This window comes from Streptomyces sp. BHT-5-2 (genome assembly GCF_019774615.1).
Classification (GTDB): Bacteria; Actinomycetota; Actinomycetes; order Streptomycetales; family Streptomycetaceae; genus Streptomyces.
Genome location: NZ_CP081496.1, coordinates 3,157,661 through 3,181,808 on the forward strand (window position 1 = coordinate 3,157,661; position 24,148 = coordinate 3,181,808).

General features: G+C 68.1%; 17 protein-coding genes and 1 pseudogene. 5 read left to right on the forward strand and 13 right to left on the reverse strand.

The window, feature by feature from the left end; all coding sequences use genetic code 11:
- Positions 1-68: 68 nt before the first annotated feature.
- The 7 genes and pseudogenes from K2224_RS14060 to K2224_RS14090 all read right to left on the reverse strand — a co-directional run bounded on the left by K2224_RS14060 (position 69) and on the right by K2224_RS14090 (position 11,037).
- Positions 69-1,238: a hypothetical protein gene (locus K2224_RS14060; RefSeq protein ID WP_221906888.1), complete on the reverse strand. Its 1,170-nt coding sequence runs from the start codon at positions 1,236-1,238 to the stop codon at positions 69-71.
- On the reverse strand, positions 1,220-1,960 hold the full coding sequence (locus tag K2224_RS14065; RefSeq protein ID WP_221906889.1) for an ABC transporter ATP-binding protein: 741 nt from the start codon (positions 1,958-1,960) through the stop codon (positions 1,220-1,222). The genes K2224_RS14060 and K2224_RS14065 overlap by 19 nt, the downstream gene beginning before the upstream one ends.
- 240 nt (positions 1,961-2,200) lie before the next feature.
- Positions 2,201-3,520: an aspartate aminotransferase family protein gene (locus K2224_RS14070; protein ID WP_221906890.1), complete on the reverse strand. Its 1,320-nt coding sequence runs from the start codon at positions 3,518-3,520 to the stop codon at positions 2,201-2,203.
- A 77-nt stretch (positions 3,521-3,597) separates the two neighbouring features.
- Positions 3,598-4,659: pseudogene (locus K2224_RS41600) on the reverse strand (DEAD/DEAH box helicase family protein); the annotation flags it as partial.
- Positions 4,660-4,715: 56 nt separating this feature from the next.
- Positions 4,716-7,721 (reverse strand): AAA family ATPase, encoded by a 3,006-nt coding sequence (locus tag K2224_RS14080; RefSeq protein ID WP_221906891.1) that lies wholly within the window; start codon positions 7,719-7,721, stop codon positions 4,716-4,718.
- A 1-nt stretch (position 7,722) separates the two neighbouring features.
- Positions 7,723-8,886: an exonuclease SbcCD subunit D gene (locus K2224_RS14085; RefSeq protein ID WP_221906892.1), complete on the reverse strand. Its 1,164-nt coding sequence runs from the start codon at positions 8,884-8,886 to the stop codon at positions 7,723-7,725.
- 375 nt (positions 8,887-9,261) lie between these two features.
- Positions 9,262-11,037, reverse strand: a complete 1,776-nt coding sequence (locus K2224_RS14090) for an AAA family ATPase (RefSeq protein ID WP_313904774.1) — start codon at positions 11,035-11,037, stop codon at positions 9,262-9,264.
- A gap of 923 nt (positions 11,038-11,960) precedes the next feature.
- Here K2224_RS14090 and K2224_RS14095 point away from each other — a divergent pair.
- From K2224_RS14095 to K2224_RS14105, 3 genes are read left to right on the forward strand one after another with little or no spacing between them, the layout of a single operon-like run.
- Positions 11,961-12,263 (forward strand): hypothetical protein, encoded by a 303-nt coding sequence (locus K2224_RS14095; RefSeq protein ID WP_221906894.1) that lies wholly within the window; start codon positions 11,961-11,963, stop codon positions 12,261-12,263.
- Entirely contained in the window at positions 12,256-13,584 is a 1,329-nt protein-coding gene (locus K2224_RS14100) for a putative T7SS-secreted protein (protein WP_221906895.1), read from the forward strand. The genes K2224_RS14095 and K2224_RS14100 overlap by 8 nt, the downstream gene beginning before the upstream one ends.
- A complete protein-coding gene (locus tag K2224_RS14105) occupies positions 13,581-14,735 on the forward strand; it encodes an SMI1/KNR4 family protein (RefSeq protein ID WP_221906896.1) in 1,155 nt (384 codons plus the stop codon). The genes K2224_RS14100 and K2224_RS14105 overlap by 4 nt, the downstream gene beginning before the upstream one ends.
- A 444-nt stretch (positions 14,736-15,179) precedes the next feature.
- Here K2224_RS14105 and K2224_RS14110 read toward each other — a convergent pair whose 3' ends face one another.
- Positions 15,180-16,565 carry an MFS transporter gene (locus K2224_RS14110; RefSeq protein WP_260692598.1) on the reverse strand — a complete coding sequence of 462 codons (1,386 nt, stop codon included), beginning with the start codon at positions 16,563-16,565 and terminating at the stop codon, positions 15,180-15,182.
- Positions 16,566-16,685: 120 nt separating this feature from the next.
- Between K2224_RS14110 and K2224_RS14115 the strand changes: the two genes are divergently transcribed.
- Positions 16,686-17,318, forward strand: coding sequence for a TetR/AcrR family transcriptional regulator (locus tag K2224_RS14115; RefSeq protein ID WP_260692600.1), 633 nt, complete (start codon positions 16,686-16,688; stop codon positions 17,316-17,318).
- Positions 17,319-17,390: 72 nt separating this feature from the next.
- Here K2224_RS14115 and K2224_RS14120 read toward each other — a convergent pair whose 3' ends face one another.
- On the reverse strand, positions 17,391-18,044 hold the full coding sequence (locus tag K2224_RS14120) for a TetR/AcrR family transcriptional regulator (RefSeq protein WP_221906897.1): 654 nt from the start codon (positions 18,042-18,044) through the stop codon (positions 17,391-17,393).
- 245 nt (positions 18,045-18,289) lie between these two features.
- Positions 18,290-19,537, reverse strand: a complete 1,248-nt coding sequence (locus K2224_RS14125; protein WP_221906898.1) for a TrpB-like pyridoxal phosphate-dependent enzyme — start codon at positions 19,535-19,537, stop codon at positions 18,290-18,292.
- Positions 19,538-19,799: 262 nt separating this feature from the next.
- Between K2224_RS14125 and K2224_RS14130 the strand changes: the two genes are divergently transcribed.
- Positions 19,800-20,423, forward strand: a complete 624-nt coding sequence (locus K2224_RS14130) for a 4'-phosphopantetheinyl transferase superfamily protein (RefSeq protein ID WP_221906899.1) — start codon at positions 19,800-19,802, stop codon at positions 20,421-20,423.
- Positions 20,424-20,485: 62 nt separating this feature from the next.
- Here the strand turns inward: K2224_RS14130 and K2224_RS14135 are convergent, their stop codons facing one another.
- The 3 genes from K2224_RS14135 to K2224_RS14145 form a co-directional block, all read right to left on the reverse strand.
- The gene (locus K2224_RS14135; RefSeq protein ID WP_221906900.1) at positions 20,486-21,832 is read right to left on the reverse strand and encodes a methylaspartate mutase; all 1,347 of its coding nucleotides are present in this window, start codon (positions 21,830-21,832) and stop codon (positions 20,486-20,488) included.
- Positions 21,832-22,230, reverse strand: a complete 399-nt coding sequence (locus K2224_RS14140; protein WP_260692604.1) for a cobalamin B12-binding domain-containing protein — start codon at positions 22,228-22,230, stop codon at positions 21,832-21,834. Before K2224_RS14140 ends, K2224_RS14135 begins: the two co-directional genes overlap by 1 nt.
- A gap of 146 nt (positions 22,231-22,376) precedes the next feature.
- Positions 22,377-23,933 (reverse strand): AMP-binding protein, encoded by a 1,557-nt coding sequence (locus tag K2224_RS14145; protein ID WP_221906902.1) that lies wholly within the window; start codon positions 23,931-23,933, stop codon positions 22,377-22,379.
- Positions 23,934-24,148 lie beyond the last annotated feature (215 nt).

Sequence of the window (24,148 nt, forward strand, 5' to 3'; positions counted from 1 at the left end):
CCACCCGCCCAACCTGCACGCCCCAACCCGCAGAGGCCCAAGCGGATCGGGCCCGAGCCTCCCGCCGCTCAACGCGCCAGCGGAAGGGTGGCCATCTCGGCGACGGTCCAGGTCAGGGGGCCCAGGACGAGGGCGAGGGCCAGGGCGCGCAAGGCCGTGGCGCGGTGAAGGGCGAGGGCGGAGGCACCGAGGCGGCGCAGGGCGGCGGTGGTGCGGGCGCGGGCCGCCCGGGATTCTAGGGTGGCGCTGAGCGCGCTGACGGCGACGCAGGCAAGGACGATCGCCGCACCGATCGCGGTGAACGGGCCTACGGGGCGGGAGGGAGCGGCCTGATACACGACACCGGCGGCATAGGCGCCGGAGGCGACCGCGCACAGAACGCCGAGCGGGTGGCCCAGGCGGTGCGACTCCTGCTGGAGGACGCGCCCGGACAGCAGCCGCAGGGCGCCGGGGCGGCCCATGCACAGCAGCTGGCCGGACAGGTAGACAAGGCCGGGGCCGGCGAGCACGAGGCCGAGGGCGGCGAGGGCCCAGCCGGCCAGGACGCCCGGGGGGCTGCCGATCAGCCGACCGGGGAGGGGCAGCAGGCCGCCGTGGGCGCCGGCGGCTGGGCTGGTGTACGCCTCGATGGCCAGGCCCGCGGCGGCCAGGGCGACGCCCCATGGGAGGCCGGAGGGGGCTTCGGTGGTCGGGGCGGGACCGGAGTCGATGTCGCCGGCCTCGGCGCGGGGCCGGAGCGAGAAGGCGGTGGCCGCGGCGGTGGTCAGGGGGATGACGGACAGCAGCATGAGGGCGCCGACCAGGGGCAGCGGGTGGCCGGCGCCGAGCAGGCCGGCGTCGATGGCGCGGGAGCCGGAGGAATCACCGCCGAGGTCGCCGCGGAGGGACAGGAAGGCGAAGAGGGAAAGGAGGACGCCCAGGGCGCAGGAGAGAGCGGTGGAGACCGCGGCGAGCAGGGTGAGCCGGAACGGGCCGAGGCCGGCGGCGGTCATGCCGCGCTGGAGGCGGGCGGCCGGGTCCGTACGGGCCACCGCGACCGCGAGCTGGGCGGTGGCGGCGAGCGGGGCGGTGCACCACAGGAGCCGGTCCAGGGAGGGGCCGTCTGCCGAGGGATGGGCGGCGGCGTGGCCGAGGGCGGCCAGCACCAGGAAGCCGGTGCCGGCCGCGGCGCCGGTGACGAGGAGACGACGCAGCAGGACGAGGGGGTGAGTGCCACGGGCTAGACGGAGAGCGAGCACGCTGCCCTGCTTTCCTCATCGGAGGCGCCGGGGGTCTCGGGGACGGCGCCTGAGCGGCGGCCGTCGAGCAGGGCGAGGGTCCGGTCGGCGAGCGCGGCGACCTGGGGATCGTAGGTCGCCAGGACCACGGTGATGTGGTGCGAGCGGGCCGCGGTGGTCAGGGTGCGCAGCAGCTGGGTGCCGTCGGCGCTGTGCAGCGGGGCGGTGGGCTCGTCGGCGAAGAGCACCTGCGGGGTGCCGGCCAGGGCGCGGGCGATGGCGACGCGCTGGCGCTGGGACTGGTCGAGCCGGGCAGGGCGGTGGCGGGCGCACATGCCGACGTCGAGGCGCTCCAGCCACTCGACGGCGGTGTGCTTGGCCGCCCGGTGGCCGGTACCGCGCAGCAGGAGCGGGAGGGCGGCGTTCTCCCAGGCGGTGAGTTCGGGGACGAGGTGGGGTTCGGTGTCGATCCAGCCGAACCGGTCGAGACGCAGCCGTTCGCGGCTGGGGGAGGAGAGGGCATGCACGGGGGCGTCGTCGAACCAGACCTCGCCCTCGGTCGGGACGAGTTGTCCGGAAAGGCATTTGAGGAGTGTGGTCTTGCCGCTGCCGCGGGGGCCGGTGACGGCGAGGATCTCGCCCCTGCGGACATCGAGCGAGACATCGGTCAGGGCGACGGTGGTTCCGTGCGTGTGGTGCAGGCCGCTAGCCCGGAGAACGTCGTTGTCAGGCGGGGCCACCATCTGCACACCTCTCGCTTGTTCGCTGCTCGGTTCCCCCGGCCGGGGGAACGACCACGGAGGGTATCGGTCACCAGCACGGTAAGGAATCGCCTCCCCGGTCATTTGTGGCTCGGCAGCCAGAACGGCCCAGATTCACTCGTATGGATGAGAACGAGCGAATCCAGGCCGTCGGATGTTCGGTTTTGCACTGTTGTTCAGTTGTTCAGTTCTGCACTGGCGCACCAGGAGGTGACGCGATGATCAGAGCTTGGTCCACGCCTCGGTCAGGACGGAGCGGAGGATCTGCTCGATTTCGTCGAAGACCGGCTGGTCGGCGATCAGCGGCGGGGCCAGCTGGATGACCGGGTCGCCACGGTCGTCGGCGCGGCAGTAGAGACCGTTGTCGTACAGCGCCTTGGAGAGGAAGCCGTAGAGGACGCGCTCGGTCTCCTCGTCGTTGAACGACTCCTTGGTGGCCTTGTCCTTCACCAGCTCGATGCCGTAGAAGAAGCCGTTGCCGCGGACGTCGCCGACGATCGGCAGGTCGTGCAGCTTCTGCAGGGTGCTGAGGAAGTTGCCCTCGTTGTCGAGGACGTGCTGGTTGAGGCCCTCGCGCTCGAAGATGTCGAGGTTGGCGACGCCGACGGCCGCGGAGACCGGGTGGCCACCGAAGGTGTAGCCGTGCAGGAAGGTGTTGTCGCCCTTGTAGAACGGCTCGGCCAGGCGGTCGGAGACGATGCAGGCACCGATCGGGGAGTAACCGGAGGTCATGCCCTTGGCGCAGGTGATCATGTCCGGGACGTAGCCGAACTTGTCACAGGCGAAGGTCGTGCCCAGACGGCCGAAGGCGCAGATGACCTCGTCGGAGACGAGCAGCACGTCGTACTGGTCGCAGATCTCGCGGACCCGCTGGAAGTAGCCGGGGGGCGGCGGGAAGCAGCCACCGGCGTTCTGCACCGGCTCGAGGAAGACCGCGGCGACGGTCTCGGGGCCCTCGAAGATGATCTGCTGCTCGATCTGGTCGGCGGCCCAGCGGCCGAAGGCCTCGGGGTCGTCGCCGTGGATCGGGGCGCGGTAGATGTTGGTGTTCGGCACCTTGTGCGCGCCGGGGACCAGCGGCTCGAAGGGGGCCTTGAGGCCGGGCAGACCGGTGATCGACAGGGCGCCCTGCGGGGTGCCGTGGTAAGCCACCGCGCGGGATATCACCTTGTGCTTCATCGGCTTGCCGGTGAGCTTGAAGTACTGCTTGGCCAGCTTCCAGGCGGTCTCGACGGCCTCGCCGCCACCGGTGGTGAAGAAGACCTTGTTGAGGTCGCCGGGGGCCTCGTTGGCCAGGCGCTCGGCGAGCTCCACGGCCTTGGGGTGGGCGTAGGACCACACGGGGAAGAACGCGAGCTCCTGCGCCTGCTTGTAGGCGGTCTCGGCGAGCTCGGCCCGGCCGTGGCCGGCGTTGACCACGAAGAGGCCGGCGAGGCCGTCGATGTAGCGCTTGCCCTTGTCGTCGTAGATGTTGGTGCCCTCGCCGCGCACGATGGTGGGCACGGGGGCGTTCTCGTACGACGACATGCGGGTGAAGTGCATCCACAGGTGGTCGTGTCGATGGGGCTGTTCTTGGGGTCGGCGAAGACGACGGCGTCGATGGCGGGTACGTCGATGCCCTCCCCCAGCACGCGGGCGTTGGACAGCACGGCTGGGGTGTGGGGGTCGGTGTGGGAGGCGAAGTCCAGCAGGAGGCGTCGGCGGACTTGGGGGGCGTGGCTGCCGCTGATCCAGTCCGCCCACAGTTCCGGGGGCCGCAGGTCGGCGGGGAGGCTGGCGGCGGTATCGGCCAGGGTGGTGGCGAAGGCGCGGGCATCGGCGACGCGGTGGTGGAAGGTCAGGACGCGGCGCAGCTTGTGGTCGTGGATGGCGCGCAGGGCGGCGACCTGGCGGCCGGCCAGGCGTAGTCCGTCGACTCCGGCGCCGGGGCCGGTGGCCAGCCAGTCGCGTAGGTCTTCGTCGGTGACGACGGGGACAAGGATCTGGTAGTCGGCGAGCAGACCGAGGTCGATGGCATCCGAGAGACTCAGGCGGTAGGCGACCGGGCCGAAGAGGCTCTCAGCGTCCATGGAGGCCACCGCCTCGGTGTCCCCGTCCTGGTCGGCGTCCGCGTCCCAGATGCGTGGGGTGGCAGTCAGATACAGGCGGCGGGCGGCGGGGACCTGGTCGTCGTGGTGGACGGCGGCCCATGCCTTGCCGAGGCGTCCGGCGGTGCGGTGGGCCTCGTCGACGACTGCCATGTCCCAGGGAGGCAGGTGGTGGTCTCGGTGGGCGGCGACCACCGCAGGGAGGGAGGCGTAGGTGGCGTACGCGGTGACCGGGCCGGGGCTGGAAGGGGTGGTCAGGGCAGTTAGTTCGGCGGGGTCGGTGGTCAGGGGAACGTCGGCGCCGAGCGGTTCGTGGTCGAGGGCTTGGCGCGCGGAGCAGACGGCGATGGTGGTGCCTTTGCGTCCGGCGGTGCGCCAGGAGCGGATGGTTTGGGAGAGCAGGTCCAGGGTTGGCAGGAGCACCAGGACACGGCCGCGGGGGGCGATGCGGGCGGTGGTGCGGGCGGCGATGAGGGTCTTGCCGGTGCCGCAGGCGGCGATCACGCTGGCGCGGGGCTGTTGGTCGAGGGTCCGGGTGGCCGCGGTGACGGCGTCCTTTTGGTGGGGGCGCAGTTGGAGGGGGGCTGTGGCCATGGGGGCGCTGCTCCGGGGCGTGAGCTGAGGGCGAGGTCATTGTGGCATTGGGGGTATCACTCGGCGGTCTGGGTTACCGGGTGCAGTGTGGAGCCGCTAGTGCCTTTGCGGACGTGGAGCTGGCTGGTGATGCGGCGGCGGAGTTCGGGGACGTGGCTGATCAAGCCGACGGTGCGGTCGTGGTCGCGTAGGGAATCCAGGACGTCGAGGACCTGGTGGAGGGTGTCGTCGTCGAGGGAGCCGAAGCCCTCGTCGATGAAGAGGGTGTCCAGGACGCGTCCGCCTGCTTCGTGGGTGACGACGTCGGCGAGGCCCAGGGCGAGGGCGAGGGAGGCGAAGAAGGACTCGCCTCCGGAGAGGGTGTCGGTGTTGCGGTCGCGGCCGGTCCACGCGTCGGTGATCTTCAGCCCGAGGCCGGAGCGGGCTCCGTGGGAGGCGCGGTCGTCGCTGTGGGCGAGGGTGTAGCGGTGGTCGGACATGCGCAGCAGGCGTGTGTTGGCGGCGTCAACGACTTGTTCGAGCCGGGCGGCGAGGACGTATGCCTCCAGTTCCATACGGTCACGGTTGCTCGGTGAGGTGCCGTGGATGACTTCCTGGAGGTGGTGGACGGTGTCGTAGGCGTCTTGCAGGGGGTGCAGGCGCTCGATGCTGCCGGTGAGGGCGGTGGTGAGCTCGGCGAGGTTGTCGTGGCGGGTGCGGGCCGCGGTGGTTGCGGCGACGGTGTCGGTGTGGTGTTGGGCTGCGCTCTTGTGCAGTTGGGTTGCGGCCTCGAGGTCGGCGGACGGCTGGGATGCGGCGTGGGCGAGGTCGGGCCGCTCGAGGGTGGCGGTGTGTACCGCGCGCTCGTGGATGAAGCGCTGGATCTCCCCTTCGAGGGCGTGCAGTGTGTCGTCGTCGAGGAGGGCTTCTTGTGCGGCCTGGAGGGTTTCGAAGCCCTGCTGGCGGGCGGCGGTGGCGGCCTCGGTGAGACGCGTATCCCGCTCTTGTGCGCGGCGCAGGGTGGTGGTGGCGGCTTCAGCAGCAGTTTTGAGCTGCTCTGCGGTGTGGGTGAGGTCGGCCAGGCGGTCGGCTACGGAGGCGGCGCCGTTGCGTGCTTGGTCCAATTGCTGGGTGAGGTCGGTCAGCTGGGTTGAGAGGTGGTCGTACTCGGCGTTGCGTGCCGCGAGGTGTTCGCCGGCGGTGGTGGACTTCTGCGTCATGGCGGTGTGTTCGCGTTCGAGGGCGGTGAGTTCCTCGGTCGCGGGTCCGGCGTCGGAGGCGGTCTTCAGTGTTTGCTCGAGTTGCGTTTGGGTGGCGTCCACGAGGGCTTGGATGTCGGTCAGCGGTGCATCGCCGGCCTGAGCCCGGGCCTGAGCGGCGCGTTCCTGGGCCTGCTGGAGGTCGGCGGTGGCGGCTTTCTCGGCTTTCTCGGCCTTGAGGTGCCGCTTCTCTGCCGCCTGCTCGTCTTTACGGGTGGGCTGTCCCGGGTGCGGGGCAGCCGGGGCTGGGTGGGTGCACGATCCGCACACAGGGCAGGGCGAGCCGTCGGTGAGCTCGGCGGCCAGTTCTGCAGCCATGCCATCGGTGCGCTGCCGGCGGATGTCGATGTGTTCCTGTGCTGCCTTGGCTGTGGCGGTGCGGGCGGCTTCCAGGCGGAGTTCGCACGAGGCGACGTCGGCGAGGTGCGCGTCGCGCTGCCGTGCGTCCTGAAGGCGGCGGCGCACCTCGGCGAGGGTGGTCTGCTGGTGGGTGCTGTCGGTCTCGGCGCGCTGGGCGGTTTGAAGACGTGCGGTCAGCGCGGTACGGCGGTCGGGCTCCTTAGCGAGCCATTCTTTGGCCTCGAGTTGGTCGGCTGCGAGCGTCTCCCGTTCGGCGTCAAGCTGCTGCAGGTCTCGTGTCAGTTCCTGTACGGCGGCTTCCTTCGGCAGTAGTGCTTCGACGCGGGTGCTCTCGGCGCGTATCTGCTGCTCGGCGGTGGCGAGTTCGTCGGCCGAGGCTGTGGTGTGCGGCGGGGAGAGGACGCTGCGGGCCTTGTCCTCGTCGGCGACGGCACGGGTGTGTGCGTCTGCGGCGGTGTGTGCAGCGTGGAGGACGGCTGCCAGCTTGCCGGCGCGGCGGGCTTGTTCGAGCTGGCCGGTGATGTGCTGCTGCCGAGGTGCTTGCTGCTCCAGCTGCTGCAGTTGCTCGGTGGCGGTGCGGTGCTCGGTTTGCTGCTGGTGCAGGGTGCGCACGGCCAGTTCGTGTGCTTGTTGCTCGGCGAGGTCGGCGGCCGCTTCCTCAGCCTGGGTGGTTGCCGTCTTCAGGTGTGTGGCTGCCGCTTCCATCAGGGCTGTGGCCCACGCCTTGGCCGGCTCGGTCAGGGTCTGCGGATCGTCGCCGGTGGGGGCGTCCTGCTCGTGGTCGAGTCCTGTGGCCGCTCCGTGGATGCGGTCGATGAGGCTGATGACGTCGCCGCGGGCCGCCTTGAGGTCCTTTTCCGTCTCGCGGCCGCGTTCTTGAAGCCAGCGGTCGATGTCGGTGAAGCGGCCGGTACGGAACAGCTTGCCGAGAAGTTCCTTGCGAGTGGACGCTTTGGCGCGCAGGAACTGGGTGAACTGGTTCTGCGGCAGGAGGACGACCTGGCAGAACTGGTCCCGGCTCATGCCCAGCAGCGTCAGGAGGTGGTCGCCGATCTCCTGGTGGGACTTGCTGGATGCCTCCCAGCGGGCCTCACCGGCGGTGTCGTGTTTCCACTCACGCAAGAGTGCCTTGGCGTTCTGCTGGGTGGTGCCGGTGCCACGGGTCTTGGGTCGGGTCTGCGCGGGAATGCGGGTGATCTCCAGGCGACGCCCGGAGATGGTGGCCTCCAGGATGACCTGTGTGAGCAGGTGGTCAGCGGCGTGGTCGCTGCGCAGCACCTGGTCCCGGTCGCCGGGCGGCTTGCCATAGAGGGCGTAGCAGATGGCGTCGAAGACGGTGCTTTTGCCGGCTCCGGTGGCGCCGTGCAGCAGGAAGAGGCCTTCGCTGGTCAGGGAGTCGAAGTCGATGGTGTGGGTTCCTGCGAAGGGGCCGAAGGCCTGCAGGGTGAGGCTGTGCAGGCGCACTTTAGACGGTCTCCTCGTGTGTGGCGTGCTGGGTGGCTTCGACGGCTTGGCGCAGTAGGGCCTGTTCGGCGGGGGTGGGGTCGTCGCCGCGGACTTTCTTGATGAAGTCGTGGACGATGTCGAGGTCGCTTCGGCCTTGCAGGCGCTGGGTGTAGGTGGGGCGGTCGGCAGCCTGCTGTGGGTTGTCGGGGCGTTCGTGCAGCAGGCTCAGGGTGTGGGGGAAGCGGCGGCGCAGCCGGGCCATCGGCTCGTACGGCAGGGCGGGGTCGGTGAGGGTGACCTGCAGCCAGTGGTCGGCCAGAGCCTCGTGGGCGGGGTCGGTCAGCAGGTCCTCGAGGGCGCCCTTGAGCAGGGCCAGGGGGCGCGGGACGGGGGTGGGCACGCGGGTGAGGGTGACGGTGCCGTCGCCGGCCATGTCAACGATGGTCAGGGATTTGGTGTGGTGGGCTTCGGAGAAGGAGTAGGCCAGCGGTGAACCGCTGTAGTGGATATGGTCGTTGACGTTCTGGGCACCGTGGAGGTGGCCGAGGGCGACGTAGTCGATGCGGGTGAAGGCACTGCCCAGGACGTAGTCGAGGCCTCCGACGGTGATGTCGCGCTCGCTGGTGGAGGGTTCGCCGCCGGCGACGAAGGCGTGCGCCAGCACGACGCTGCGGGTGCCTTCCGGGTAGGTGGCGAGGTCGGCGCGGATGCGGTCCAGGGCTGCGGTGGTCACGGCTTGGTGGCTTTTGTTGGCCTCGAGGTCGTCGTGGGTCAGGGACGGCTCGAGATAGGGGATGCCGTAGACGGCGACGGTGCCGTGCTCGTCGTCCAGCAGGACGGGGCAGGTGCCGGTGGTGGCCGGGTCGGTCCGCAGGTGCACACCGGCTCGGGCCAGGACGCTGGCGCCGACACCGAGCCGGTGTGCTGAGTCGTGGTTGCCGCTGATCATGATGATGGGGATGCCCAGATCGGCGAGCTGGCTCAGAGCGCTGTCGAAGAGGCGTACGGCATCCAGGCTGGGGATGGCCCGGTCGTAGATGTCTCCCGCCACGAGGATGACGTCGACGGCGTGGTCGCGGGCCGTGTCGTGCACGTGGGCGAGGAAGGCGCGCTGCGCGTCGATCAGGTCGGCTTCATGGAACCGGCGCCCGAGATGCCAGTCCGAGGTGTGCAAGAACCGCATGGGCACAGACCGTAACCACTGAGGGGGCGACCTCGGGCGGTTTTCTGATAAACGGTTCCTCGGGTGGGTGTGCGACGGCAGGCGAAGAATGGTTTCTCTTCTGTCGCCGCCGCGGCTGCGGGCGAGGCTGCGCCACCGGGTGATTGTCAGTGGCAGGAGGCAAGATGAGCGGTAGGGGGAAGGAGGATGTGATGTCGTTATCGCGTTCTACCGGCGCTGAGCCTATCGTGGCCCCGGGCGGGTGCCGCTGGTGCGGGATCGAAGCGCGAGGGCACGGCCGGCAGCATGTGCCGGACGTGGGTTGGCATGCCTGGACTACGCCGACGCTGCAGCAGCGCAAGGAGCGCATGCTGCAGCGACGCGCCCGCGAGGCAGTCAGGAAGCCAGGGCGTGCACGTCGCTGAAGGCTTTCCTCAGCTGGGCGGGGACGTCTTCGGGCTTGGTGAGAGTGGATACCAGGGCGTAGAGCATGTCTCCCTTGCCGTCGGGGCTTGTCTGCGCCGCCTGTTCTTTGATCATGGTGAGGATGCGGGCGCTGAACTTGCCGCCGCGGTGCGTGGTGAAGTCCTCGGCGGTCCACGATTTGTCTTCGGGGCGGGGCCAGTAGGTGTTCGCCGCAGTGGCCCACTGTGTGTCGGTGAAGAGTTCTTCGAGTTCGTTGAAGCCGTCGGCCTCACCGACGTAGGTGACCTGAGTAGAGAGGTCAAGACCTGCCTTGATGAGCTTTTCCGTCTTGAAGTGTTTGTTGCTGCGGCTGTCGGCGTCGACCATCAGCATGACGGTGCGGTGGTTCTTGACGAGGTACCCGGCCAGGATCAGGGCTCCCTCGTTGTTACCGCAGGCCCACAAGGCAATACCTGCCGCCTGAAGGGACAGTCCCTGGGAGAGGCGGAACAGAAGGGGCAGGCACTGCTGTTCCGTGGGGCCTTCCACGGCGAGGAAGCAGCGCTCATGAAGCAGGACGGAGTTGCGCAGGCCCACGGCGGCGGCGATCTGCCCGAGGTGGAAGTCGATGCTGTCATGGGAGCCGTCGGCGAGGCGCTCGACAATGGTGCGGCCGCCGTCGCTGAGCCTAAGGTGGACCACGTCGGCGATGTCGACACCGTCGATGAGATTCATTGAGTGAGTGGCGACCACGACGCTCACATGAGGCAGAGCGCACTGCTTGCGGATGGTGTCCATCACGGTGCGCTGGTGGCGGTAGTCGAGGTGGGTGTCGGGCTCGTCGTAGACGACGATGGTCTGGGTCGGCTCCTGCTCATCTTCCCCGTCTAGGGCAGCGAGTTCATTGTTCTCCAGCAGGTTGCTGGTCCACTCCCACACCGCGAGGGCGATCCTGCGGTTGCTGCCCTGCCCGGAGCGCGTCAGGTCTACCGGTTCCCCGTCGGCCTTGGAGACCTCCAGAGGAGCGCGCTTGAAGCCACCCCTGAAGGAAACCTCGGGTTTGACCTGTACCCCGACAAATTCACGGCAGTGCTGGCGGATGTGCTGACACAGGGAGTCGGCTTCCTTCTCCAGACGCTGGGTGATTTCCGCTTCGATCTCCCGCACCCGTCCCTGCAGCGTCTCATCCTCCAGGAATGTCTCATAACAGCCGTTCAGCGCCGTGCGCACCGTATCGTCGGGGCTCTCATCCCTACCGCCGAATGACAGCAGCCGCGGCAGCCGTTCCTGAAGCTCTTTCGGAAGCGGCTGCCACTGCTCCACCTGAGGTGCCGTAGCAGCATAAGCGGCGAGCGCTTGCAGCAGATCGCCCTTCAGGGATCCAGCCGGGGACAGCCCGAACTCGGTTACCAACTCAGCGAGTTCGCCCTTCAACAGCCGTCCCAGATCGTGCAGTCGGCTGTCAGCAGGCCGGGAACCGAAGTACTGCCACCTGGCCGCTTGCCCATCCTCGGCAATGCGGCGGATCCGCACGCTGGGCGGCAGTGCCGTGGCAGCCTGTTCGCCGGCGTCGAGAGTGAAGATGCCCTCGACCCATGTCTGGGCGCAGCGGCCACCCGCGGCGCCTTCCGCCTGTTCGTAGGTGCGGTCCTCGTCCATCAGCCGGTGGCTTCCCAACAGGAAGGCAAGCGCGGTCAGTACAGCGCTCTTCCCACCGTCGTTGTGGCCGGCCAGGATCGTCGGACTGCTGACCGGGATGTCCTCCACACGCGCCAATGAGCGGAAGCCGCTCGCGGAGAATCGAGTGAGATACACGGTCGAGCTGCTCCGAATCTCCCTCTCCGGCTGGAGGGGTAAGACGTGCGTGCAAAACACATACAGAAGGTGCGCGTGAGCCGCCAGCGCAGACCGTTCATACTAGAGGCACACCGAGCAATGTCCGGGCACTTTCCCCCAGTTGACGCCTGCCCGCTAGAAGATGCCCGTACGAAGCCCGCCCTCGCGCGTGCTGGTCTCCCCCAGCACCGACTCAGCCTCCGACCTGACACTGCCGGCCGTGCGACCTGATGCCGATAGACAACACCTCCACCGAACTCGACTGTCGACGGTCATGCAATTCCCCACCGAGAGCGCCACTTTCCCCAGGCAAGCGTTCGAGTCGGGTGCGGTTCCTGGCTCGGGCCGCCCGCCTTGGAAGTGTCTTGGAACGCACCGGGCCGTCAAGGACGCCTACGGCGCCGCTACCGCGGTGAGCTGCGCTCATCCCTGACTGCCCACCGCGTCCCTGAGGCTCAGCCGGCTATCGGGCGGCCCGGGGAAGTGCGGCGTCCCCCTGGTCATTCCGGTGCGGCTCCGCGGCCCCATGGGGAGCAGCTTGGCGTTGCGGCTGGGGAATTACGCGACGTTCCACACCGCCGTTCAGTGAAGACCTGGCGCCAGTCACCGGTGGCGTGGAGCTCGTCGGTGCCCATCATCGCGGCGGCCTTCCGGGCAGCGGCGAGAATGTTGCGCAGGGAATCGAGGAAGTTCTCCGTCGCACCGGACGTCAGCGCCGGCGACTTGGTTTCCTGTTGGTCGCACGACGGGCTCGGGTTACGTTGGGCGCTGCAACTGGGTGACGGTGCCGCTGCGTCTTGGTGTGCGCAGTCGAATTGAGGGAGTGACAGCGGGTGGGGGCGGAGTCGTTCTCCGTGGACATAGAGGCGCTCAAGAACGCCGGGTTGGGGGCGGCGGATCTGATGGCGTTGTTGGAGAGTCACCGTGTCGAGGACGTCGAATGTGACGCGGATGTCGTGGGTCATGAAGGTCTGAGCGCGGCACTGGCCGGCTTCTGCGAACGGTGGCAGGTGGGTGTGCAGAACCTGACGAAGGACGGTCGGGGGCTCTCGCGCAATTTGATCGACACGGCAGGCGCCTACCTGGAGGTCGACCACCAGGTCGCCGCAAACCTGACGCGTATCACTCAGCTCGCCCGTGGTGGTGTGCATGGCTGAGCTGGGGGAAAGTCGGGACCCGAAGGATCTGGTGCCCGGCGACGTGAAGGCCGTGCAGGCCACGGCTCGCCTCCTGACCCAATTCGGGCAGACGTTGTCCCGAGTCGGCTCGGGACTGCGAAACCTGGACCACGATGGCTGGAAAGGGAAAGCGGCGGACGCCTTTCACGATTTTTACGACGAGGAACCGAAACGCTGGATCACCTGCGGTGACGCCTTCCACGACGCCGCACAAGCCTTGAACTCCTACAGCAACACCCTTGCGTGGGCCCAGGAGCAGGCGCGCGAAGCCGTTGCGTTGTGGGAGCAGGGTGAGAGGCAGACGCAACAAGCCAAGGCGACCTACGAACGAACTGCCCTGCAAGCCCAACAGCAGAACGGTGTGGGCGCAGCTTCCGTACTTGCCCCGTTCTCGGATCCGGGCGAGGCAACACGGGAGCAGGCCCGGTCCTTGTTGGCTCAGGCCCGCGGCCAGGTGCAGGCAGAAGGCCATCGCAGCGCTGGGGTGGTGGCCAAGGCCCAGGAAGCGGCACCGCCGAAACCAACGCTGTGGGACAAAGCCGTCGGTGCGGTGGAAACGGGGCTGGATTCTCTCGCGGGCGGGTTCCGTCACGGCGCGGCCAGTGCGCTGCGTGGTGCGGGGCATGTCGAGAACATGGCCCTGCAGGGCGCCGGCACCTTGCTCGGAGAGGAGATCAAGGCTGGCGGAAAGATTGCGGGTGGAGCGCTGCACGCCGGCGCATCCGTACTGTCGGGCCTGGGGTTCCGCGACGGTTCGCGCGACCTGGAAACTGCAGGCGAAGACGTGGAAACCTCTACCGAAGGCGCCGGCGACGATGTCGAACACCGCACGGAGGAGGCAGGCAGAGACGTTGAGGACACGGCGGATCGGGAGGCGACCGACGTCGAGGGGGGCGGCGGCCATGGTGGTGGCGGTGGGGGTAGAGATGTTGGCGGCCGTGGGCACTACGTCATCATCGACAAGGTGAAGTACCCCGAGACCGCCCAGCACGTCGACGAGGCCCAATCCGGCATCTCCTGGCGCGGAGACGAGCGACGCGAGCAACAGCAGCCCGCGGATCTGACGATCGATCGTGACGGCGCTGACGACAACCGAAAGGAGTCCCTGCGCGGGATACCGAAGCGAGGCGCTGAAAAGCTGGACCGGGACGAGTACCCGCCAGCGATGTTCGCGGAAGGCGGTCTCGGCGCCTCGGTGAAGTACATAGATCGGAGCGACAACCGCGGGGCTGGCAGATCGATGGGTAATCAGCTCAGGGGCCTCGACAACGGCGAGCATGTGACGGTGATAACTGCATGACCACGCCCTTCGATCCCCAGTACCTCGATGCGCTCACCGCACGAGCCCGCTACCCCCTGGGGCCACCCGTGACCGTGGAACTAGATCGCTCCGACGGGGCCTACGGTGAGCTGGCTGCGCTTTTGACGCGCCACAACGGCCTCACTGCCTTCAACGCCGGCCTGCAGATCTTTCGGGCTGGTGCCGAAGGTCTGGGCCCAGACTTGCAGACCTGGAACGATCCGCAGACCTGGAAGCACACCTACCAGGGCCTGGCCGATGGTTTGCTGTGCTTTGCCCAAGACCTCTTTGGCACCCAGTTCGCCCTCGACAGTGAGGGGCACGTGGTGCGCTTCGATCCGGAAACCGCCGAACGCACCATCCTCGGTGACAGCCTGGAACAGTGGGCGCAATGGCTCCTGTCCGATCCCGACGTGAACGCTACCCACGCCTTCGCCACGAGCTGGCAGGACCGCCATGGCGCCCTGACACACGACCAACGCCTGATCCCACTACGCTTCTTCACTCTCGGCGGTACCTACGAGGACGCCAACCTCACCGTCAAAGAGGCCGCACAGTGCATGCGCATCCGCGGCCCCCTCGCCCAAGCCCTGTACTCGCTACCCGACGGAGCCCACTTCCAGATGACTGCCACGCCGCCCCCGAGCGACCCCGACCTGCTCTCCCACCACGAACTCGAGGTCCGCGCTGATTACTCAACTCTGCTGATCATGGACGACGATGCGAACCTGGACGAACCCGAACGCGCCTGGTTCGACACACTGGTTGCGGATTGGATCAACGCCTCCCCCGGCGTCGTCAGTATGGGAACCGCCCGCCCCTTCAGCGTTCCCGTCACCGTAGACGTACGCCGCACGTCGCCGGCCGGCGACGACCTAGAGTTTCAACAGGCCGATCACGTCACTCAGGCCAGTCTCGCGCTCTGCTCCGGACGCCTGCTGATCTCCATGCAGGACGTCGACGACAGGCTGCCTCGTATCCCCCTCACCCCCGGCACATACGCCGTGCGCATCTACTCCCACGGTCTGCGTACCGTCTCCGAGGATGGGTTGGAAGGCGAGGACCGCTACCACGTAGTGCTTTGGCCCACCGACGAAGACCACCCCGCCCAGGTCCTCAAGCGCTACCCCGAGCCCCTTCCTGGCGGCTGATACCCACCGCCGGCCTGTCGAGGGCACAGGAGTACGACCACAACCCCACTGTCGGCATTCGTGCTCATCAGCGTAAGACACCGAAGATTCTGTCACCCGGGAACCGCGTTTCCGCAGGCTTCTTTACCGCCTTCGTGTAGACGGAGGCCCTGTCACGACAGAGGGTCTCCGCACGGGGATGCCCCTTGAGTCAGCCCGCGCACGTCTCGGACGTGCGGTCGGGCAGGACATCCACGATCCGGCTTGCGTCGACATCGACCAGCACGGTGCCGTACGTGCGGCGCGCGGAAGGCGCACTCGTCCCCTAGCGTTCGCGGGGCGCGGACCGGTACCGGCAGCGATGTCAGCAACCTGAGTGGCTGGATCCTGCGCGCGGTCATCAGCTGTTATATCCCAGCCGCTCCCCTCTTGCGCTGGTGCCGGGGAGCGGCTGGGAGGGGGCCTTCAGCGGTGGATGTGGCGTCGGCTCAGGAGGGCAACGGTGAGGAAGCACAGTGCGCCGATGGCCAGGTCGATGCGGAGGTCCGTGACGTGGTCGCCGCCGGCCAGGATCGCCCCGAGGACGGCGACGCCGACGGCGAGTCCCATCTGCCGGAAGGTGTTGAGAACGCCGGAGGCGATGCCGGCGTACTGACTGTCTGCTTCTGCGAGGGCGGCGCCGTTGATGCTCGGTGCCAGGATTCCGCCGCCGAGACCGGTGACACCGAAGCCGATCGCCAGGACGGGCCATGTCTTCTCGTCACCGGCCGCCAGGCAGAGCACGGTGCCGACCGTGGCGATGCTCGATCCGACGAGCATCAGCCAGCGCATCCCCCGGGCCTTCCAGAGTCGGTTGAGGTAGGAGGTGCCGATGGTCAGGAGCACGGCGAAGGGCAGCAGGAAGGTGCCGGCCTGCGATGCCGAGTACCCCCACTGGGCCTCGATGAAGATCGCGATGATGAACTGCAGTCCGAAGGCGCCGAATTGGTAGGCAAATCCCGCGGTGATGGCCGCGGAGAAGGCGCGACGGCGGAACATCGCCAGGGGCAGCATCGGTGCGTCCACGCGCTTCTCCACGAGCGCGAAGGCCACCAGGGCGAGCATGCCGGCGCCGGCCAGTACCAGGGTGTAGGGGTCGGTCCAGCCGCGGGCCCCGCCTTCGATGAGGGCTGCCACGATCAGTCCGAGACTGGCGATCGCGGTGAGTTGGCCGGGGAGGTCGTAGGAGCGCTCCCTGCGGCGTTCGGTTTCCTGGGCGTAGCGCCAGGAGAGCCAGAGCGCGAAGGCGCCGACGGGCACGTTGACCAGGAAGATGGACCGCCAGCCGAAGGTCTGGGTCAGCAGGCCGCCGCCGATCGGGCCGACGACGAGGGCGATGCCGCCGGTGGCGCCCCACACGGTGATCGCCTTGGCGCGTTCGGCCAGGACGGGGTAGTTGCGGGCGATGATCGCCAGTGTCGTCGGCAGGACTCCGGCGGCCGCCACGCCTTGCAGGGCGCGGCAGGCGATGAGGACGCCGAGGTTCGGACTGAGGGCGCACAGCAGCGAGGTCAGCGCGAACCCCGAAAGGGCCCACATGAACACCTTGCGTGAGCCCACGCGGTCCGCCAGTGCGCCGGAGGACAGCAGCAGGCTTGCGAGCGGGATCGTGTAGAGGTTGACCAGCCACTGGAGGGTGGACATGGTCCCGTGGACGTCCTGCTGGATGGAGGGCAGTGCGATGTTCAGGGCGCTGCCGTCGAGCAGCACCATGAAGTAGCCCAGACACACCGCCAGCAGCGCCAACCCGGCAGCGCGCCCGTGGGTCTGTGAAGGGGTGTTCGTACCCGGTAACTCGGTCGTCACGGTCATGTCGATGGTGCCTTTCCCCTGGCCCGATGCGGCCGGACTCGGCCTGCGAAGGAGTTGTACTTCAAAGTACAATGTACCTCGAAGTACAGACTGTACTCAGGGGGCGCTAGACTGGCAACCATGGCCAGGATCAACGGAGTTAGTGACGAAAGAACCAGCGAGCGGCTGATCGGCAGCATGAAGCAGCTGCTGTGGGAACGCGGTTACTCGGCCACCAGTCCCGCAGCCGTACAGCGCCTCGCCAAGGCCGGACAGGGCAGCATGTACCACCACTTCCAGAGCAAGGCGCGGCTGGCGCTGGCCGCGGAGCAGCGCATGGGAGAGGAGTTGAAGCGCGAGGTCACCGAGCGGTTCACCGCAGCCTCCACCACCTACGAAAAGATCGAGGCGTACCTCGCGCCGGACGAGCACGTGATACGCGGCTGCCGCCTCGGCCGACTCATCCAGGACGAGGAAGTCGCCTCCAACGACGAGTTGCGCGAACCGATCGCGGAGACCTATGCCTGGATCCAGGCGGAAATCGTCCGGGTGCTCAACGAGGGCGTCGCCCGCGGCGAACTCTCCCCGGACATCGACGTCGACAGTCTGGCCGTCTCCATCCTCGCGATCCGCCAGGGTGCGCACGTACTCGCACGCCTCAGGGGCTCACAAGAGCCGTTCCGTCAGGCCGGACGCGGCATAGCCCAGCTGCTCGCACCGGCCTCGCCACGCAACGACGCCACACAGGCAGCACCAGCGTCCCTGGCCGACTGAGCCTGGGCCTACAGCCTGGGGCCGTAGCAATGCTCCGATGCCGGCCGGAGACGTCGGTGTTGCCGGACGCGGTCAGGACAGCGTCTCGGGGTGCGCCTCGATGCCTCGCACCAAGACGCGAAGACTGGCCTGCAAGTCCTCAGTGAGGGAGTCGATGGCGGCGTTCGCCCCCTGCTGCTGACACCAGCGGTAGAGCGCGCCGAGATACAGGTCGCGCAGCATGTAACCGAGGTGTCGAGGTGCGGCGTCCGCTGCCAACTCCCCGCGTTGACAGCCGTCCGTGACGATCCGCGTGAAGATGTCGGCGGTGTACGGCTCCTCTTGGAGCGGCATGCCGGCCTTCACCCATGCGGTGATCATGGGGATCGTGGCATCGTGCTCTTCGTCGTTCAGCTTCGCCAGCAGCGTCATGCAGCGCTGGAGCCGCACGACGGCACCTGAGTGGCATCCGTCCAGGTTCTCCTCCTCCCTCTGCATGGAGGCCAGTAGGCGCTCTCGCCGCTGATCGGACCAGACGGCGATGAGGTCTTCCTTGCGTTGGAAGTGGTTGAAGAAGGTCCCCCGCGCCACGTCGGCGCGCTCGGCGATCTCATCGATGGAAGTCCGGTCGAACCCCTGCTCGGCGAAAAGGTTCAGCGCAGCGGTGTAGAGCTGTTGCCTGACCCTTTGTTTGTTGCGTTCGCGACGCCCTACGGGCCGCGCCGGCACGTCGTGCTGAGTATCCAAGAGGGCTTCGCCTCCCTTTCATCCACGGTTGTTGTGCTCGAGCCCTACGTGCAGCTCCCCGCCGGATGTGGTGGGTGCCCCCGCGTGCCGGAATATACCCTAGTTCAAAAATGGCTTACAGGCTTAAGTTTCGGCCTCCGTTTGCGCCCCCGCAGCGTGCTTGCCGGGGGCAGCATCCTCCCGCTGCTCGGCCTGGATGGCGGGGCCGGTTCGGCTCGCACCCCGCCACCGGTTCCCGGGCGTCGTCACACGGGTATCGCAGCCAACTTGCCGTCCAAGTAGGCACGGTAGGCGTCGCCGTCGTAGTAACCGTGGTCGGAGACACAGAAAACGAGCGGGCGACCAGCGTTCTCCGGCCGCTGTGCAAGCTCGCATGCGGCGTGGACCGCATAAGACGCCTCCGCCGACGGCAGATACCCCTCGGTGCGCAGTAGCCGGCGAGCGCTGTCGAAGACCGGCTGTTCGTCATATGCGAGCGGGTGCAACATGTCCTGCGCGCGTAGCGTGCTGAGAAGCTTGGGGGCGGCGTGGTAGCGCATGCTCTCGGCCTGGATGGGGGCGCCCTCGAAGTCGGTGCCAAGGGTGTACATCTTGGCTGCCGATCCCCGGCCGGCCCGGTCGGTGGCATCGTAGCGGTACTCGCCCCGGGTCAGGAGCGGATAGGCGCTGGACTCGACCGGGACGATAGTGGCGCTTGCACCGTCGGCCAGGAATGGCAGGCCCAGCCCGCCGATGTTCTTGCCACCACCCAGGTAGCCGATCAGGACGGGGGCGCCGTTCTCACCGACGGCGGCCAACTGCTCGCGTGTCTCAAGGCCGATCACGGTGGAGTGCATGATGGCGAACGGTTCACTGCCGCCCAGGATCCAGCGGCCACCCTCGGTGCGGTTGGCGCTTTCGATGGCCTCGCTCATCACGTCACTTAGGGAGGTCGACCGGGTGTCCGCTGCCAGGTCGGCGGGCCGTCCCCGGTGAACCTTGGCGCCGAACATCTCCATGGTGGCTCGTCGCCCCGGCTTCCGGTCATAGCTGCCCGGGACCATGTGCACCACGCAGTCCATGCCGAACCGTGCGGCTGCGGCTGCGACCGCCACGCCCCATTGGCCGGCCGCGGTACTCGTCACCAGTGTGCGGACTCCGGACTCCGAGTAGTAGTGAGCCTGGGCCACGGCGGTGATGTACTTGTGCGAGCCCGCCACGTTGCCGGCTTCGTACTTCATGTACAGCCGTGCGGTCGTGCCGAGTTCGGCCTCCAGGTGCCGCAGCCGGACCAGCGGGGTCGGCCGCCATGCCGCGTACGCCTCCCGCACCCGTTCTGGTATCGGCACCCAGGACTGCAGTGGCATGTTCTGGCGGATCAGGGCCTTCGGTATGGCCAGCGAGATCCCGCCGCTCGCTGCGTCATCACGGGCGGGCGCCGGGCGTTCTGCCGGCAGTTCGAGGCCGCGGTCGGCCAGGACGTTGTACCAGTGCGTGGGAATTCCGATTCCCATGGCGACTCCCGGAGTATGTGAGCGGTAGGCGGCGCCCAGGCGGATCTGCTCGCATCAGCTGTGACCGTGAAACGATCCGGAAGTGACGAGCCACGCCTCCGCATCGCACGGTGCCGGAACCCGAGCGCCGGTATCCGGTATAGCGAATTACTTGCCGAGGTCTCGCCGAGATCCCGCTGGGGTGCGGTTATTTCGACTCTTCCCGGACCGGCGACGCCCGTCCCCTTGACTGCCGGTGGGGCCGCCGCAAGGATGAATTCCCATGTCACCACAGAGAATTGCTTGGAATGGTTTCTCCGCAGCCGGGATTACTGGATTCGAAATCGCTTCCCAGGTGTGGATTTCGCTGCGCAGGAGCGACGACATCGAACATTCCATCGCCGCTGCGGGGGCGCAGCGGTGCCGGCAGTCGGACGCCGTGCGTGCCCTGCTGCGACAGCTGATGGTGGAGGTCGCACCGGAGGCGGCCGACGCGCGGTTGGCGCGCACCCCGGCGGGGGCCCCGGTGATCGAAGCCCATCCGGACGTGCACATCAGCCTGTCGCACGACGGGAATTGGGTTGCGGCCGCGGTGGGGCGGGGCAGGGCTGTGGGGGTGGATGTGCAGGTTCCCGTGGGTGGCTCCGGGGGCCGGCTGGTGCGCCGCTGCGCGGGCCGCTACGCCGGTCTCCTGGAGGTGTTGCCGAGCCACCGATTGGACGAGGAGATTGCGTGGGTCTGGAGTGTTCAGGAGGCCTGCGTCAAAGCGCGCGGGGTGGGGTTGCAGGGCCGTCCTTGGACGTTGGACATTCCGCCGTTCACCACCTCGGGCCGGATCGGATCTCTGTGTTGGAGAAGCCTGCGCGGATCCGCTCCGGTACCGCTGGCGGTGGCCTACGAGGGGTGAACGCGCCGGGCGAGGCGGTCTTGCCACCTCGCCCGGTGTGGTAGTGCGTCCGCGGGCCCAGGTCAGGAGCCCTGTGGTGCAGTGAGGACCTTGTCCGCAGCCGGGTCCAGTGCGAGGGCATCGCACTTGTCCGCCACGTAGGACAACGCGGACAGCAAGGTCGTCGAGGTGATCGCCCCGCCCCCTGCGGGCTGTGCCGGTGCGGGGATCGGCAGCCGGCCGACACGGGACCAAGCCAGCCTCCCATCCGGAGCGATACAGCTGCGCGTTTCCCCTCGGTTGTCGGGATGAAGGCAGTAGGGAACGTCGAGATATCCGCGTTCGAAGGCGAGGACCAGTGCTCGGTCCAGTCGTGGATGCAGGTCGGCGACCGCCTCCACGAGGGTTCTGGCCTCGGTGTACAGACCGGTGTCGGTCATCGAACCGCCGAGGGTGCGTGCGTGCCCCTGTGCGGCCGCAGCGGCTGTCTGGAGCGCGCGGACGTTCTCCTCGATCGTGGGGATGCGGTGCGCTTCCGCCTCCGTCTTGACGATCAGTCGCGCCGCACCGGCACGGACTGCGAGCCTGGCGGCCTCCTCCAGCAGATGCCGGGCTCCCTCCGGCGTCTTGGGATAGACGCCCATGTAGGCGTACAGCACGACATGCCACTGAACGTCCGGGAGGAGTTCGCCCGCCAGCCGCCGCAGGGCCCAGATCGCCTCCACGTCCTGATCGTGGCTGGTCTGTTGCGCATAGCTGAGGGAGATGCTGCGCACCCCGTGCTCACGGAAGAACATGGCCTCCAGCACGGAGATCGCCACGAGCAGGCTTGGCGGGCACAACTGCCCCAACATGCAGCCGCCGAAGGTCTCCAGGTGTGGCTCTTGGCCGACGTACCGGAGCCGTCCGAATAACTCGGTGCACCGTGCCCAGCTCTCCACGGAGTCACGCACCGGTCGGCGGCTGTAGGGCAGGCAATAGGAGAGGGGGCCGCCTTCGGTGGCGTCCAGGCCCAGGGTGACCAGGGTCCGGAATATGTCCTCCGGCGCCGCGGAGCCATGCCGCACCTGAATCGGGAAGGACGCGTCGCCGATCCCCTCGATCACCGCGCTGGTGGTCGCCGTTTCGTGCGCGACGATGGGATATCCGTTGAGCGGCGCCCCCACATGCAGCGCACTTCGGGCGGTGTCGTGGGCACCGACCCGCGTGTAGCTGTCCAGGGTGATCGTGCCGACGGTCGTTGCTGCCGCATGCTTGGTGGCGAGCAGCCCGCGGCGCATCTCCCGCGGGTCGCTCATTCCCATCCGCGGTTGCACCACCAGGCGTTGTGCCTGCTCCATCTGCTGGACGAAGGCGCCGAAGGAGGCGCGGGGGCCGCTGACCGGGCCGGCTGGCTGCCTGGTGGGCGGCTTTGACCTTCTCGGGTGCATCAGTGTGCTCCGGCCGGCAGTGCGGCGACGAACGACCGGAAGGAGACGACGCCCGCGGCGCCGTCCTCGAAGACCGCGTCGTACCCGGCGTCGATGAGCGTCCGGGACTGGCAGGGATCCGACCCGGCGGTTCCGAGCTTGCCACCGATGACGATGGGAGTGGCCGCGAGCGATGGCTGTGCGCGCAGTGCGTGAATCACCCGCTCGCCTTCCTGGAAGCCGTGCCCGTTGACGCTGCTGATCACGATCAGGTCGGGGCTCTGCCGTGTGCACGTGGCGACCAGCACGTCGTCGGGGACACAGGCCCCCAGGTTGGTTACCTCGTGGCCCAGTTCCTCGAGGAGGAGCTGCAGGTAGACCAGGTTCCAGGTGTGGGAGTCGGACGCCAGGCTCGACACGATGACGCGCGGCCGGTTGCGCGCCCCGTCTCGTAAGGCAGGGGGTTCACCGGCCGTGGTCACGATCGGGTGTGCCGGATGTGCCCCGGCCAGGGCGGGAAGGGGGCGCCGGCGGACGAGTGACAGGTTTCGGCCCTCGCCCGCGCTCATCGTGACAACTCCGCGGTGAGCAGCTCCTTGAGAGCGATCCGGTCGGCCTTCCCTTGGTTGTTCACCGTGATGGGGAACTCCTTCATGTACCGCAGTTCGCCGGGGATCATGTGTGCTGGCAGATTGGCCACCAGCCAGGCGTCATCCGGGCCGTCGTCCGCGGTGTGGCCGGGCCGGGCCACCCATGTCGCCACCAGTCGGTGACCGCGGTCTCCGTCCGGGAATCCGAGGACCACCGACTCGGCGACCGCCGGATGGTCGTTGAGCACCGCCTCGACCTCGTTGGGGCTGATCCGGAATCCGTCGCGCTTGAGCTGTGAGTCCCCTCGGCCGAGGATGTAGAGGTATCCCTCACTGTCGGCGGTCGCCAGATCCCCCGTCCACACCACCGTCTCCCCCGGGAAGCGGTCCAGGCGGCGGAAGACCCGGGCGGTCTGCTCCGGGTTGTTCCAGTAGCCCTTGCTGATGCAGCCGCCGCGGTGGATGAGGGTGCCGACCTCACCGGGCGGGCAGTCGTTGCCCTCGTCGTCGACCACGTGCAGCTGGACCCCGGGAATGGCTTTCCCGATCGAGGTCGGACGGACGGTGAGCTGGGCGGGCTCCAGGTAGCTGCTGCGGAAGGCCTCGGTCAAGCCGTACATGAGGTAGAGGTCCGCCTTCGGGAAGGCGGTCTGCAGGGTGTTGATCGCCCATTCGGACATGGCTCCGCCGCTGGAGCACACGTAGCGGATTGACGACAGGTCCAGTCCTTCCGGCACGCCGCCGACGCGTGCCGCGAACAGACGCTGGACGAGAGCGGGCATGACGGGGAGCACCGTGATGCGTTCCTCGGCGAGCATCCTGAAGGCCGTGCGTGGCATGACGAACTCGTGTAGATGCAGGGAGGCTCCGGTCAGCAGGGACTGCCACAGCTGGTTCAGGCCGTAATCGAAGTTGAGTGTCAGCAGGCCGGCGATCCGGTCCGACTGCCGGGTGCCCAGGTACTCGGCCACGATCTCGGCGCCCCGCACGAGGTTCTCATGGGTGATCATGATGCCCTTGGGGCGTCCGGTGGAACCCGACGAGTAGATGAGCATCGCCAGGTCGTTCTCCTGCGGGCGGGCGACGACCAGCGTCTGAGCCGTGTCCTGGGCCCGGCCTTCGGTCCTCGCGGTGTTCTCATCGGTTCCGGTCAGCGGCGGGATTACCGTCACTCCCGGCAGAGCGGTGCGAAGTTCGTCAGCGCGGGAGTCATCAGCGACGAGCAGCCGGATTCCGGCGTTCCGGACCACGTGGGCGACGTTCGTCGCCATGAGGTTGGGGTGCATCGGAATCACCACCGCACCCGCGCAGCTCGCGGCCAGCACCGTGATGGGTTGCTCGAGCCCCGGTCGCAGGCACACGCCGATCCGGTCACCCGCCTCGATCCCAAGGTCGGCCAGGTGGCCGGCCGCTGAGCGGGCGCGGTAGTGCAGTTCGGCGAAGGTCAGGCGTTCGCCATCGAAGGCCACGGCAAGCCTTTCTGGGTACGACCGTCGTGCATGTTCGAGGAGTTCCGGAATGGTTCGCTGCATGGTGCCACCTCGGTAGGAAGATCCGGCAGAGTCGTCTTCCGGGCGATGCGTCTGCGCAGGGAAGCCGGGGCAGGGCACTCGGACATCGTGTGTCCTGCGGCTCACCGGCCACGGCCACCGTCGATGTACCGCAGACGGCCCGGAAACGGCTCAGGTATATCTACGCCGACGCCGAATTCGCGTCGAGATCTCGTCGAGGTCACGCTTGATAAGCG

Bases quoted from the DNA above. Each gene is read 5' to 3' on its own strand.
- K2224_RS14065 (WP_221906889.1), bottom strand. From the start codon at position 1,960: ATGGTGGCCCCGCCTGACAACGACGTTCTCCGGGCTAGCGGCCTGCAC.
- K2224_RS14070 (WP_221906890.1), bottom strand. From the start codon at position 3,520: ATGCACTTCACCCGCATGTCGTCGTACGAGAACGCCCCCGTGCCCACC.
- K2224_RS14085 (WP_221906892.1), bottom strand. From the start codon at position 8,886: ATGCGGTTCTTGCACACCTCGGACTGGCATCTCGGGCGCCGGTTCCAT.
- K2224_RS14100 (WP_221906895.1), top strand. From the start codon at position 12,256: ATGGCTGAGCTGGGGGAAAGTCGGGACCCGAAGGATCTGGTGCCCGGC.
- K2224_RS14105 (WP_221906896.1), top strand. From the start codon at position 13,581: ATGACCACGCCCTTCGATCCCCAGTACCTCGATGCGCTCACCGCACGA.
- K2224_RS14110 (WP_260692598.1), bottom strand. From the start codon at position 16,565: ATGACCGTGACGACCGAGTTACCGGGTACGAACACCCCTTCACAGACC.
- K2224_RS14115 (WP_260692600.1), top strand. From the start codon at position 16,686: ATGGCCAGGATCAACGGAGTTAGTGACGAAAGAACCAGCGAGCGGCTG.
- K2224_RS14125 (WP_221906898.1), bottom strand. From the start codon at position 19,537: ATGGGAATCGGAATTCCCACGCACTGGTACAACGTCCTGGCCGACCGC.
- K2224_RS14130 (WP_221906899.1), top strand. From the start codon at position 19,800: ATGTCACCACAGAGAATTGCTTGGAATGGTTTCTCCGCAGCCGGGATT.
- K2224_RS14135 (WP_221906900.1), bottom strand. From the start codon at position 21,832: ATGCACCCGAGAAGGTCAAAGCCGCCCACCAGGCAGCCAGCCGGCCCG.
- K2224_RS14145 (WP_221906902.1), bottom strand. From the start codon at position 23,933: ATGCAGCGAACCATTCCGGAACTCCTCGAACATGCACGACGGTCGTAC.